The 12,540-nt window shown below is 34.4% G+C and carries 14 protein-coding genes; 4 read left to right on the top strand and 10 right to left on the bottom strand.

The features are described from left to right. Positions 1-78: 78 nt before the first annotated feature. The 10 genes from BW942_RS13080 to BW942_RS13025 form a co-directional block, all read right to left on the bottom strand. On the bottom strand, positions 79-441 hold the full coding sequence (locus tag BW942_RS13080; protein ID WP_000004301.1) for a Zn-ribbon domain-containing OB-fold protein: 363 nt from the start codon (positions 439-441) through the stop codon (positions 79-81). Positions 442-1,909: 1,468 nt separating this feature from the next. After that, entirely contained in the window at positions 1,910-2,542 is a 633-nt protein-coding gene (locus BW942_RS13065) for a hypothetical protein (protein ID WP_000287028.1), read from the bottom strand. After that, positions 2,542-3,267, bottom strand: a complete 726-nt coding sequence (locus BW942_RS13060; RefSeq protein WP_000960241.1) for an LA_1694 family PerA/PerB upregulated protein — start codon at positions 3,265-3,267, stop codon at positions 2,542-2,544. The genes BW942_RS13065 and BW942_RS13060 overlap by 1 nt, the downstream gene beginning before the upstream one ends. Next, positions 3,258-4,703: an LIC10707 family hydrolase gene (locus BW942_RS13055; RefSeq protein WP_001026249.1), complete on the bottom strand. Its 1,446-nt coding sequence runs from the start codon at positions 4,701-4,703 to the stop codon at positions 3,258-3,260. The genes BW942_RS13060 and BW942_RS13055 overlap by 10 nt, the downstream gene beginning before the upstream one ends. After that, entirely contained in the window at positions 4,700-5,236 is a 537-nt protein-coding gene (locus BW942_RS13050; RefSeq protein ID WP_000913842.1) for an LIC_10705 family lipoprotein, read from the bottom strand. Before BW942_RS13050 ends, BW942_RS13055 begins: the two co-directional genes overlap by 4 nt. Before the next feature lie 33 nt (positions 5,237-5,269). After that, the gene (locus BW942_RS13045; RefSeq protein ID WP_000913838.1) at positions 5,270-5,812 is read right to left on the bottom strand and encodes an LIC_10705 family lipoprotein; all 543 of its coding nucleotides are present in this window, start codon (positions 5,810-5,812) and stop codon (positions 5,270-5,272) included. Between the two features lie 54 nt (positions 5,813-5,866). Next, entirely contained in the window at positions 5,867-6,535 is a 669-nt protein-coding gene (locus tag BW942_RS13040) for an LA_3478 family PerA/PerB upregulated protein (protein ID WP_001071893.1), read from the bottom strand. An 11-nt stretch (positions 6,536-6,546) separates the two neighbouring features. Continuing rightward, a complete protein-coding gene (locus BW942_RS13035) occupies positions 6,547-7,272 on the bottom strand; it encodes a hypothetical protein (RefSeq protein ID WP_000243193.1) in 726 nt (241 codons plus the stop codon). Next, on the bottom strand, positions 7,263-7,589 hold the full coding sequence (locus tag BW942_RS13030; protein ID WP_000746007.1) for a hypothetical protein: 327 nt from the start codon (positions 7,587-7,589) through the stop codon (positions 7,263-7,265). Before BW942_RS13030 ends, BW942_RS13035 begins: the two co-directional genes overlap by 10 nt. Before the next feature lie 1,370 nt (positions 7,590-8,959). Beyond that, positions 8,960-9,727, bottom strand: coding sequence for an SDR family oxidoreductase (locus BW942_RS13025; RefSeq protein WP_000043153.1), 768 nt, complete (start codon positions 9,725-9,727; stop codon positions 8,960-8,962). A gap of 162 nt (positions 9,728-9,889) precedes the next feature. Between BW942_RS13025 and BW942_RS13020 the strand changes: the two genes are divergently transcribed. The 4 genes from BW942_RS13020 to BW942_RS21990 all read left to right on the top strand — a co-directional run bounded on the left by BW942_RS13020 (position 9,890) and on the right by BW942_RS21990 (position 11,927). Continuing rightward, on the top strand, positions 9,890-10,597 hold the full coding sequence (locus tag BW942_RS13020; protein ID WP_001191980.1) for an alpha/beta hydrolase: 708 nt from the start codon (positions 9,890-9,892) through the stop codon (positions 10,595-10,597). Next, a complete protein-coding gene (locus BW942_RS13015) occupies positions 10,594-11,268 on the top strand; it encodes a hypothetical protein (protein ID WP_000163651.1) in 675 nt (224 codons plus the stop codon). Before BW942_RS13020 ends, BW942_RS13015 begins: the two co-directional genes overlap by 4 nt. A 134-nt stretch (positions 11,269-11,402) precedes the next feature. Next, complete coding sequence (locus BW942_RS13010) at positions 11,403-11,753, top strand: hypothetical protein (protein WP_000486779.1); 351 nt, start codon at positions 11,403-11,405, stop codon at positions 11,751-11,753. A gap of 48 nt (positions 11,754-11,801) precedes the next feature. Beyond that, positions 11,802-11,927 (top strand): hypothetical protein, encoded by a 126-nt coding sequence (locus tag BW942_RS21990; protein WP_000842064.1) that lies wholly within the window; start codon positions 11,802-11,804, stop codon positions 11,925-11,927. The last annotated feature ends 613 nt before the right edge of the window (positions 11,928-12,540 follow it).

The raw sequence follows: 12,540 nt of genomic DNA, 5'->3' as shown, positions 1-12,540 counted from the left end.
GTTTCTTTCATGCAATTTATTGACCGAGCGGAGATCCCGGCGGCTTGTGGTGTGACAGCCGGATACACCCAGATTTTCTTACGCCAAACTCACGTTAAATATAAACCCGATCTCTGGTTCATCTCTTTGAAATCGAACTGGAAGATCAATTTTTACGGATTCGGTCACCGGAATCCCAAAAACTTCTCCTTCTAAAATTCCAATCGTTTTGATTCCCTCTTCCAACTCTACAACTGCTAAAACATAGGGAACTCTTTTAGATAAATGTCCGAAACCTACGTAAACGACTGTGTAAGTGTAAATTTTTCCCTTTCCAGAAAATTGGATTTCAGATATTTTAGAATTTCCGCAGTGTGTGCAAGCAATGATAGTTTCTACAGTTTGAAATCCACAGGAATCACATTTTTTTCCTTTCAAAATTTCTAATATACTTTCCGACATGTTGAATCCCTTATCAAGTGTTTTATAAGAAGGTTATTACTAATAGAGTTGTTGAAAAATTCCATAGTTCAATTAACAAAATTGCTTTAATCGACCGTTTCCATTAAATAGAAACGATGGAGAATTAATTTTTCAACTATTCTAATCTCTATAAAATTGCGTACCGTTGGTTTTATCACAAAACACTGATTCCATGCAAATATTAGGTACTTTATTATATAGTTATGAGTAGTCACAAGAATGTCAGACTACTCTATCGTTTTCCTAAAAACATTTATCTTTTATATTGCTATTTTTCGCAATCGCAAAACGATCATCACATTTTTTAAACTTGGATTTTAAAACCAATATAAATAAAGCCAAAAGGACATTTAATTTTAAAGTCCGATTTAAATTAAATAAGAATATTTTAAACTTCTAATTCATAAAATTTTTCACTTTACACTAAACTTATGTCAAAAGCTTAGAGTTCATCATTTCTAAATCTTCAATAAAATATGAAATTCCCACCAAAATTGCCATATGTATGATTATAGTTTTTTAGCATTTTTTGTTATTTTAAAGTGAATTCGATGTAAGACATCCGTTTTATCTGAGGTCAATTTTTTCGTAAAAAAATAAATGTGGGAACTCTCACAAATCCTGAATTTACCAGTTAAACTTTAAAAACTGTGGGAACTACTATAAAATACAAAAAAAATCATTGTACAATCAGATGTTTACACAAAACCGCCGCTGTTTTGCGGCCATCATCAAAATTTAAATCCTATTCTTATGCAAGTTCGATGTTAGAAAATAAGAAAGAATTTTCTAAAAATATGAGTTCCTACAATTTTAGGATTTGTTCGTAAAATCGTAATTTGTTATACTTCCTACATTTTATAGACAAACCTAAATTTTGTAAGAGTTCCCACACTTACTACCCGGACGCATGAAAATAGTACCAAGTTATTAACGGCTGAATTTACGAAAAAAATAGTGGTATTTAAAAAATAGCGCAAATTCGGGATTTATTGCATTTTAAAGCAGGATTAAAATATTCAAATTTTTGAAACAATCTAACACAAGTATTCTATTCATGCGTCCGAGTAGTAAATACGACAGATTCAATTTTTACAAACCTCTATTTTATAAATTGTGGTAGTTCCCACATTTAAATCAATCTGTAAAGTTCAGATTTCAATTTTTTCAGAATCATGGACTCCTTACGTCGAACTCACGTTATTTTAGTTTCTGTATAAGTTTCCACACTTTTTAGACTTTACTTTGAAACGCATAAAAATGGTATTAAACATAAATGGCGTTTTTATGAAGATGCAAAAATTTTCGCAGATATGTTTGGTTTAAAAATTTATAAGCTTTTTTATGGGAGATCCCACATTCCAACTTTTTGAAGAAACCAATAGTAGTTCCCACAAACCCCGAGATCTCACAGTAAAAACTCTAAAATGTGGGAACTACTGCAAAATCAAAGACAATCGAAATAACGAATACCATTATTTCTAGCGTTCACTTCTACGGAGATAAACTTGGATTCTGCAATTTCGATCAATTGGGGAATTGTATTTTTTTCACAACTCCAAGTCACAGAGCTATCTCGTATATTAAGATTTCCGCAACCTCCAATAAAATTCAAATTACGCCATACAAGAACGTCTAAATTTTGAAACGGAATTTCCCGCATAGCCCCGCCAATGGAAACAATTCCAATCTTCAATAAATTCTCGCCTTTAAAAATATAAGACCATTCATATTCTGGTTCTATAATTTCCACATCTTCACTAAGTGTAATTTTATTTGGAATACTTCCCAAAGTTAAATTGAATGTAACATTAGTCGCGTTGTCTTGTACGTTTCCGGAAATCAAATCTAGATAATCTAATCCCTCTCCTGGTTTATTTAAAAAACCGGCTTTGAGATCTCCTGGGGGATCCGCAAAACTCCAAGGACTTGTATAATTTTGAGAAGAACATGGAAAACTCGCCGTCGTTAAAAATAAATATCGAATATAATAATCTTCACTGGGTTCTTCTAACTTATCTCCGAAACAATACAACAAACAAAAAATAAATAAACATAGAATTATATTTTTCGAATACACTAAAGACTCCAAGGGCAAATCGAAAAACCGGAACCACTCTGATACGCACAGGAAATTCCTTTTAGTAAAGCTCCGCTTTTGATACCCTGCGTTAAAGAAATTAAACCGGTGTTTAGATTTAAATCGTTCATACAAGCAGCACTAGTTGCAGGAATCAAGGCCAACTCTGCCTCAACGCCGTCCAATTGAGATAACTCCATAGAATTTAGTAAACGGGAAAATCCTCCCGTTATAAACGAGGCCGTTTCCAATTTTAAATCCTTACAGCTACTCTGATTGGTAAATTGAAACTGCGATTCTACATTAGCTCCATCGAACCCGAAAGAATCTTTCCATATCATAGAAGCTGGGGTTTGTAAGTTCGAATATTTTAGAAACAATGGCGCGGTTCCGGACGCACAATTCGGAAAGTTAATACTAATAAATGTTAAATCGTCCCTCCTATTTTGCAAAACTACAGGTGTTTTAATATTATTAAAAAAATCTAAATTACAAAATTCTTTTTCGATTTCGTAGCAAGTAGTAACCATTTTCCCAAAAACTAGAGTATTGACAAGACAAGCTCTGATTTCTGGAATTTCATATTTTGCCAAGACCTGCAACTGAGATTGAACAAGCACCAATTGCAGACTAGGATTAGATTCATTTTCTTGAATACAAAAAATAAATAATATACTAAAAATAAATAAATATAAAGGCCGTATTTGTTTGGGAATCACCAACATTTTCCGGTAAAAATACAAACCAATATCCAAAAATCAATCGGCCATTCCTCCACTTCTACGTTTTGTGGTGGCTGTTCTTCCGGCAGAGCAACAACCACAGTATCGTCCCCAGGAATAGAAACCGCTCCGTTGTAATGTGGCGGACCGTTTCTTAAAGAATTATGCCAATCTAGTTCAATCACCTTTGAGGACAAAGCCCCCGCCCATACGGTATATCCAATATAATTTAAATGTCCTATCTGATCCTGATACAACCAAGGATTTGCTACCCAACATTGACCAAACTCAAAACAATCTCTTTTGCGTATAAAAAGATGATACAAAGGTAAAAAATGTACTTTCCCGTATCTACCATTTACTTCTTGTACCGCTTGTTCAATAGCCCCTTGAGAAAAATACATTCCTAAACTAGTCACCATACTGACATTGTTTTTCACTCTGTGTAACCAGAGAGAGTACCAATCGTCTTGCATGGTGGGCGACGTACCCGCGTTTTTGATCTGTGTACGAAGTCTATCCAATTCTTCAATTCCGGTTTGAATTTCTAGGTTTACTATAACTCGATTGTAAGTCTCCTTAATATAAAGGATTGATTCTACAAATTCAGTATGCAAACGATCTAAATCAATCGGCATATAAAGTAAGGTAATCCATCCTGTTGGAGGCAACAGAGCTAAAACAGCAGCTTCTTCTTCCTCACGCATTGCATTTTTTTGTTCAGATTGTAGCTGACTCATATTATAACTAAAGCCACTATCCGGTTGAGTGGCCATCGGAGAAAAATATTGATTCATATTTCCTAATGTAGGACTATAAGATAGATTTGGAAAATTTCCCATGACCAAAATGTCTTTATTCCGTCTTGGATTTCTCAATTGATACAGAATCGATTTAGTATTAAAAGCTACACGACCGACTACGGAACTAAACTTCCAAGGCATGGCAGTTAAAAGAAGTGCATTGCGCCAAAAGTCGTTTCCTCCGATTTCAAATGCTACATTAGGTGCCGTTTTAAAATTGATACGCCTCTCGTATCTATCTGTGCATGCTGTAATAAAATCATATATACTTTTTGTTGTATATCCTCCTATGGCTAGGTTCTGCACATTCCATTCTACACTAAAGTTCATCAAAGTTAGATATTGATCCCAACCGAAATATCCGTAAGCAGGTTCATCTATAAAATCTCCCAGACTATCTCCATACATTGTAAGAAACGTTTTATTAGGTTCAAAAGATTCTGGATCATTGTTATTGAATTGTGTATTACAATTTGTATCTTTAACTAGATGATCGTATGTATGGTTTGTATCCGGAAACCAAAACTTAAAACTATTTTTGTCTGCAAAAATCGGATAACTTAAGCTCAAAAGTAATCCGATAATGAAAGTTTGTTTTTTATTAAATATTTTCATAATTTCATTCCTTATATTCATTGTGGAGGATCTGGCGCACTTGGAGTTGTAAAAGTAATAATTCCTGAGCCAGTTACGGCTTTTAGTTTTGTAAAAAATCGAAATCTCTTTACAGGCAGAGGTGGTGTTAATAAAGCAATACTTAGTGTTTCAAATTGTCCTGGTAATCCAGAATCATCATCCGCTTTAAATTCATCAGAACTATTTCCACATTCGGGAGTTGTGAGTTTCATTTCTTGTCCTGGATTTTCTTGAATTGTAAATGTAAAATATCTTCTCTCACCTGACGGAGCTGATTGTTGAAACCTAGCTCTATTATCAAAAATATACGTATCCCCTTCCGACATATATCTTGTATAAGTTCCGGGTTCTAAGATTGGAATTTCCTCCGTGGGCGGACAATATTGATTGAAATCAAGATTGGGAAGGATAAAGAAAACCGAATATTCTAACATAAATTCATTATGATAATCACTGGTTGAAGTCCCCTGTAAATAATCACAGTAAAGATTTAAGTAAGAGATAAGAATTAAATATAAGATTTTTTTTAACATAAAAACCTATAAGTATTTTATTATTTCATAATATCAATGTGCATCTTTAAAGTCTGGGGATGCTGGTGTCGTAAAAGTGACATTCCCTTGTCCGAAAATTGTAGTCAGTTTTATAAAAAAATCTGATCTTTGCGGCGGGAGCGGAGGAGTTTGTAAACTTATAAATACATTTTCAAGTTGCCCTGGCAATCCAGAGTCATTATCTGCTTTAAATTCTATAGAACTCGTCCCACACTTAGGAGTCGTAAGTCTAACTTCTTGTCCTGGATTCTCCTGAATTATAAAGGTAAATATCCTTTCCTCTCCCGCTGGAGCTGATTGTTGAAACCTAGCCCTATTATCAAAAATATACGTATCCCCTTCCGACATATATCTTGTATAAGTTCCGGGTTCTAAGATTGGAATTTCCTCTGTGGGTGGGCAATATTGATTGAGATCAAGATTGGGAAGTATAAAGAAAATCGAATATTCTAACATAAACTCGTTATGATAATCACTCGTTGAAGTCCCCTGCGAGTAATCGCAGTTAAGATTTAAGTAAGAGATAAGAATTAAATATAAGATTTTTTTTAGCATAGGACTCCCTCTGGAATATTCATTTTTTTAAATATGTCTGAACAAAGCGGTCAATCATAAGGATTTAACACCACGTTTTATGAGTTCTAAGTTTACTTTTTGGCGGATCGCCACCGCCTTCTCGCGGGCCATAATTAAAAAAGAAGCAGGAATTCCGTTAGGAGTATTTCCATAATCGATCATAAACCGAATCATAACCAAGCTTAAGGTAAAGTTTTCTCGGACTTTGATCAGCTGAGGGACCGTCATATTAGGAAGATCAGTTTCCACCCTATCGTAAAAAACGTCTGCAGCCTGACTTTCTTGAAGAAGAATTTGTTGTTCAGTACCATATGTAGGAGTCGGATAAGATTGACCTTTCAATTCCGCTTCTACCTTTGCTTCTAATTCGGCATCGGATAACGGGCGATTAAAAAGTAAGTCTCTGGAAGCTATAGAAGATTCCTTTACAAATTTCTGATCTAGTTGACCATTTTCGTTCATTAAACGAAACGCTTCTTCAATAGATTCTCGTTCCTTGTCTGAAATAGCGGGTAACGTTGCTAAAGGAGAATCCGCCACCGGGGTTTCGATACCCAAATCGGCAGGAGTATATGGAGTCACGGAAGATAAGAATAATGGCGGAAATTTACCGGAACTAGGCTTAATACAACCCAGGACTCCTATAAAAACAATAATCGAATATTCTAAAATTTTAAAATATGTAGAACGAATCTGATTCATAACTTGTTTCCTCAAAAGTATAATGTAAATGCAAATTGAATATTTGAAGTACCCCAAACAGAAGTTCTCGGATCCAAGGTTTCGCCAAATGGTCTTAATTCTCTCCCTTGAATTTGCAGGTCTTTGTAGTGATCATTTTTACCAAAACGAACGTAGGCCTTAATGGTGGTAAAAGTGAAAAAACCAATCGTAATTCCACCTAAGATTTGGTATCTTGTATAAGAATTTTGGAATGCGTGTTTTTCCTTACCGTTAAAACCGGAATAAGCGTTTTTTAGAGAGTGATTTCGTTCATCCGCATCTGCATAGGCTGCTGCGGTCAATAGAAGTAGACCGATTTTAATCCAGAGAGTAAAAAAGTCTTCTAACCTTCCGTCAGTAGGAGAATTGTCTTGAGGGAATCCTCTCCATTGTTTGTCTGCGGAGGCGTTAAAAAAAACAAGAGATCTAAATGCACTTTTTAACGCCGAAGAGTATTTTATTTTATTATAATATTCTTCTGAAACAAAGTCAATAACTTGATCTTTCGAAACTTTTTTACCAATTTTAGAATTACGAATGAAATAAAAACCTTGGAATTCGCCTACTTCTCCGAATAAAGCAGGACCGTTATTTAAAAGTAAAATACCTTCGCGATACTGAATCTCGCCAGAAGTTTGATTTTCTGAAAACAAACTCGTAGTCGTAGAACCTACGAGAAATACGAAAAGGATTCGGACGAGTTTTTTCAAAACCATCGAACCGCTTCCGCGTCAACTTTGGTTTCTTTTTGACCGTTACCGATCTTCTCTTTAAAAAGAATCCATTTTCTGCCGTTTTCTTTTCGAGTAGTATAGGAAAGAAAACGGAGACTTCTACCTTCTAAAAAGTCAGGAGGATGAGGAAGAATGCGAACGACTGAGTAGAATTCCCTTTTATCTTCCACTTCCTTACGGCAGTCGGGCTTTGTCGTAATCGCTTCTGGTTTTGAAAATTTTTTGAAAACCTGATAAACAAATAGTAAATTACAGAAAACGGAAATTCCAAATAAAATCAAAATGATTCGCTTTTTCATAATTAGTCATAAAATACAAAATTTTAACATATTTTATTTTTTATGACCTTAAATCAACAAATTAATAGTAAAAATATATTAATAATTTAATTATTGTTTTTTAAATGTAAAATACGTCAAAATATAGAATTATGGCATTTTTTTAATTGAAGAAGGTGAGCGAAAATACTTATAAAGCGTAGTATTATTTGAGTTAGTATAAAGAGGCTTATTCTTTTCAAAAAATTGAAATCTGAGCCTACAGGTCGATTCCTAAAATGTGGGAACTACCACAATTTATAAAATAGAAGTTTATAACAACTGAATCTGCCGTATTCAAATGTGGGAACTACTGCGAATTACAATTTTACTACTCGGACGTATAAATAGGAATACTTGGGTTAGATTGTTTCAAAAATTTAAATGTTTTGGTCTTACTCTAAAAATGCCGTAAATCCTGAATTTGCGGTATTTTTTAAATACCTCTATTTTTTTCGCAAATTCGCCCGTTAATAACTTGGTATTATTTTCAGGCGTCCGAGTAGTAAGAACAAATTCTAAAATTGTAGGAATTCTTATTTTTAGAAGTTTTTTCTTACACCGAATCACGTTATTTTATAGAGATTCCTAAGAAAATTTTAAAACTTATCCAATAATTTAAAATGTAGGAACTATGTGGGTTATAACTTATTCCTATAAGAATCTGTCCCAGAATTTAAAAACTACAAAGATTTGATAATTAAAAACTACCTAGAAAGTTCTCAAATTCCAGATATGACGATTTCTGCGGGAACTCTTACAAATTGAAACATCTAGGAAAACCACTGCACAAGTCAATTGCTACCAATTAGACATACTCTGTGGAAGTTCCCACACTTTAAAACAAATTCATTTTTATATGTTTCTGCAATCATAAAGAGATAAATTACTTAAAACGAATTTCTATCAGAGCCTATCCCAAAACCTCAAAGAATTGTACACGATCATTCTTTAGAAATTTTTAATAAAATGCAATAGTTCCTACAAATTAGGTTCATTGACAATTTACGAACTTTCGAGCAGTTCTAATCTGTTAAATTTTCGTAGTAGTTCCACATTGGACGACTTTGGGACAAGCTCAAAATCAAAAGACAAAAGTTTTGTTAATTACTACTATAATACAGTCGTGTAAATTTTATAACCGAAAGGCCGAATCTCGTTAAAATTAAAAACACTCTAAGCTGGGTACGATAAAAAATAATCTATATACAAACCACCACCCGACGGCCCAAATACATACAAAATTTAATATATAAAAATTTTTTAAAATACTAAAATCAGATAAAATAAAAATCTGAACGATTGAGGAGATTTGAATTATTTTTCTATTATCTCCACAATCGCTTTCTAAATTACATACCGATTGCTGCACCACCATCAACTCTTAAATAAGTTCCGGTAATGTAATTGGATTGATCGCTTAAGAAAAACTTCACGGCATTTGCAATCTCTTGTTGTGTCCCCGGCCTTCTAAGAGGAATAAAAGCAGGATCGGTCAGTTTCTTTTGAACTTCTTCTGGCAAAGATGCAGTCATATCGGTTTGAACGTAACCGGGACAAACTGCATTGACTAGAACATTTCTTCCTGCAAATTCTCTCGCCGCAACTTTTGTCAATGCAATCACTCCCGCCTTTGAGGAAGAATAGTTTGCTTGTCCCGGTTGTCCAGTAAGACCGGAAACAGAAGAAATGTTTACAATCCTTCCAGACTCTGCTTTAAGAAGAAGTTTAGAAGCATACTTAGTCATCAAAAAAACGCCTTTCAAGTTTACGTCTAAAACAAAATCAAATTCTTGTTCGGACATACGTATAAAAAGATTATCCTTGAGAACTCCGGCATTGTTAACGAGGAAGTCTAGTTTTCCAAATTTTTCTTTTACTCCGGCAATGACAGAATCGCAGTCCTCCGGTTTAGTGACGTTACAAGAAAGTCCTAAAGTTTTTACTCCAAATTCTTTGGCTACATCAGCCGCCGCTTGTTCTATCTGTTCTTTGTTAAGGTCGACTAGTACTATGTCGCCTCCTTCTTTAGCGATTGTATTTGCGATCGCTCTTCCGAGACCGCGAGGAGACGCCGCTCCGGTAACGAGTGCTACTTTTCCTTCGAACTGTTTAGACATGATTTCCCTCAAATCGAGATTCTAATTGGCTTTCCATTTCCGTAAGAGAAATAGAATTGCCAAGTTAAAAACTTTCTTTCGAATTTCCTTTACCTTTTGAAATTGAAAATATAGATTCGTTTCTATGAATATTCATTCATTTTGTTTTTGGAGAATTAAAACATGCAGTCTTCTTACAATCGACCTTTGGAAATGATAGGACCGATCGAAGCGGTTTATATCCCTGGAAATCCAGAAACATACACTGTAATTTTATTTCACGGTTACGGAGCAAACGCATACGATCTTTCTCCTCTCAGTGCGTACTTAGATCTTCCAGATGGAACTAATTGGCTATTTCCAAATGGAATTTTGGAAATTCCTGTAATGCCCGGTTATAATGGAAGAGCTTGGTTTCCAATCGACATGGAAGCTTTACAAAGAGCGATGACAACCGGAGGTTATCGGGATTTTTCGGATCGTTATCCTGCTGGTTTGGAAAGCGCTAGAGAGAAAGCAATGGAGATGATTCGTATTTTAGGAGTTCCTATGGATAAGATTATCTTGGGAGGTTTCAGTCAAGGCGCGATGCTTGCGACTGATATTACTCTTCATTCCGAAATAGCTCCAGCAGGTCTGATGATTTTATCCGGAACTCTCATCAGCGAAACTGACTGGAAAAGACTCGCTGAAAAAAAGAAGGATTATCGTTTTTTTCAAAGCCACGGTAGACTGGATCCGGTGTTAGGTTATCCCGCTTCTAAAAAGTTAGAACAACTTTTAATCGGAGCCGGATGGAAAGGAGAAATGATCGCTTTTCAGGGTGGGCATGAAATTCCGGATGTAGTACTTAAGGGGATGAACCTGTATCTCAGGAACATTACAGGATGACAAAACTCATAGAGAAATACATCGCTTTAAAAAATAAATATCGGAACTACGATACCAAGGAAGCTCTGAAAAGAATGCAGGCCTTTCGAATCGTCTTAAAGGAGTTAGGTGAGAAAGGATTTCATACAGGAGTAGAAATCTTAGGTTCAATTAATTTTGGAATTGTGGAAACCGCTTCCGACATAGATTGTATTTTACTTCATTATTGTGATCTTCATAAAGATGTGGAATGTCCAGAATACTGCCCCAATTTTCTTTTTGAAACCGAAGAAATTAAAACCTCTCTTCGTAAACGTCTAAACGACGAAAATTTACAAGTGGAGTTTTTGGATTGTATCAATCTAAGAATGGTGGAAAAGGCCATGGAACAAAAGGAGAATTTGAAAGACAGCGATCTTCTCAAACGACTTATGTTTTATAGAACCATCGGAAGGCCGGTAAATAGACCTTTGTTTATTCCTTACTGTGAAAAATTAGAAGAGAACGAGGAATTCATCCAAGAAATTTTAGATTGGGGCTCAGAAGCTTTAGAAGATTATTTAAAAACTTCCAGACATAGATTTTCATTTAGTAAGTACAATGAAAGAATTGAAAGTTCTGGACTTCAACTTCCACCCGGACTTAAAGAAGAATTAAAAAGTTATCTGGACGAGGTTCCGGAAAACAACTGATTGGTTCGCAAAATTGCGTTAGGCGAAATTACTAAAGATCGTTCGAATAGAAATATTCAGTAAAAAAAATAAAAAACATGTCTAGTTATAGTTAGTATGGAACCTTAGAAGATCACATCGAAATTCTAAACTACTTGTTTCAAAAAAAGAATTGTTCTATCTATGAATTATATTCAGATTTTGAAAAACCTATTCGAATAGGAAATCATTCAAGAGTTTCAAATAAGCAAGAATTAAACACGGTTTATTTGAATATTTATGTTCAAGGTAGCGAACTTAAATTTAAAGCACGGAAAATTTCATTCGATCTAAAAAAATGTAACGAGGCTAAATATCGATTTAGTTCGGACAATTTAGGAATGATTCAATTGCATTTGAGTACAAATACTGGAAATCGTTTATGTAACTCTTATACCAATCATAATACTCTCAAAAGAGCTGAAGAGTGGGAAAACTTTTATAAAAATTTAGATAGTCCTTCTTAATGGAATTTTGATTCAGTCAGTCAATTTTCCAATCAATTCATTAGAAAAATGAAATCCCAAACCTATGCAAAAATCGGATCTCGTATAGTTACTAAAAACGAGTTTTTACTTTGGGAAAACGGATATTTTTTAAATACCTATCCAAAAGGAACAGATACGATTCAAGTTTTGTAAACCTAGAAAATCAAATTGAAATCGCTTAGGATATTTTAGAATCAAAAAAAATCAAAACTAAAAAATAGAATACGGTGAGTTTATTTAATTGTTCCATCTTATCTTAACGTGAGTTCGATGGTTGAAAATCTGGTGCCTATAGCAGTCGGACCAAACTCTCAGCTCCGGTCAATAGATTGTATACAAAAAACATAATACAACAATTGTCTTTAGTTTCAATTTATTATAGAACGTGATTTGTCAAGCGTCATTGCGACCCGTTTTGTTGAGTTAACACAACCAGCGAATACCTCTAGAATCGGCATTCAGGAAGCAATGTATTGAGTTCAAGAAGCGAGACTCTGAGTTTTTCGAACGACCCGTGAGATTGAGTTTCACAAAAACCTGGGACCTATTACAAAAATTTAATAACTGCTCGAAAGTTCACAAATTGCCTACTCATAACTATATAATAAAGTACCTAATATTTTGCATGGAATCAGTGTTTTGTGATAAAATCAACGGTACTCAATTTTATAGAGATCAGTAATACGAGCTAATCTGTAGGAAACTCTGCATTTGATTCAAAATTTCTAAAAAATTAAATTATAGCGTAAAATTCTTTAAGATTTTT

The organism is Leptospira interrogans (assembly GCF_900156205.1).
GTDB lineage: Bacteria > Spirochaetota > Leptospiria > Leptospirales > Leptospiraceae > Leptospira > Leptospira interrogans.
Note: the sequence above shows the minus strand (reverse complement) of the source record. Positions and strands in the feature narration are given on the sequence as shown.

Coding starts and splice junctions, on each gene's coding strand:
- BW942_RS13015 (WP_000163651.1), top strand. CDS start 10,594: ATGACAAAACTCATAGAGAAATACATCGCTTTAAAAAATAAATATCGG.
- BW942_RS13050 (WP_000913842.1), bottom strand. CDS start 5,236: ATGTTAAAAAAAATCTTATATTTAATTCTTATCTCTTACTTAAATCTT.
- BW942_RS13080 (WP_000004301.1), bottom strand. CDS start 441: ATGTCGGAAAGTATATTAGAAATTTTGAAAGGAAAAAAATGTGATTCC.
- BW942_RS13040 (WP_001071893.1), bottom strand. CDS start 6,535: ATGAATCAGATTCGTTCTACATATTTTAAAATTTTAGAATATTCGATT.
- BW942_RS13055 (WP_001026249.1), bottom strand. CDS start 4,703: ATGAATATAAGGAATGAAATTATGAAAATATTTAATAAAAAACAAACT.
- BW942_RS13045 (WP_000913838.1), bottom strand. CDS start 5,812: ATGCTAAAAAAAATCTTATATTTAATTCTTATCTCTTACTTAAATCTT.
- BW942_RS21990 (WP_000842064.1), top strand. CDS start 11,802: ATGAAATCCCAAACCTATGCAAAAATCGGATCTCGTATAGTTACTAAA.
- BW942_RS13035 (WP_000243193.1), bottom strand. CDS start 7,272: ATGGTTTTGAAAAAACTCGTCCGAATCCTTTTCGTATTTCTCGTAGGT.
- BW942_RS13020 (WP_001191980.1), top strand. CDS start 9,890: ATGCAGTCTTCTTACAATCGACCTTTGGAAATGATAGGACCGATCGAA.
- BW942_RS13025 (WP_000043153.1), bottom strand. CDS start 9,727: ATGTCTAAACAGTTCGAAGGAAAAGTAGCACTCGTTACCGGAGCGGCG.
- BW942_RS13060 (WP_000960241.1), bottom strand. CDS start 3,267: ATGTTGGTGATTCCCAAACAAATACGGCCTTTATATTTATTTATTTTT.
- BW942_RS13030 (WP_000746007.1), bottom strand. CDS start 7,589: ATGAAAAAGCGAATCATTTTGATTTTATTTGGAATTTCCGTTTTCTGT.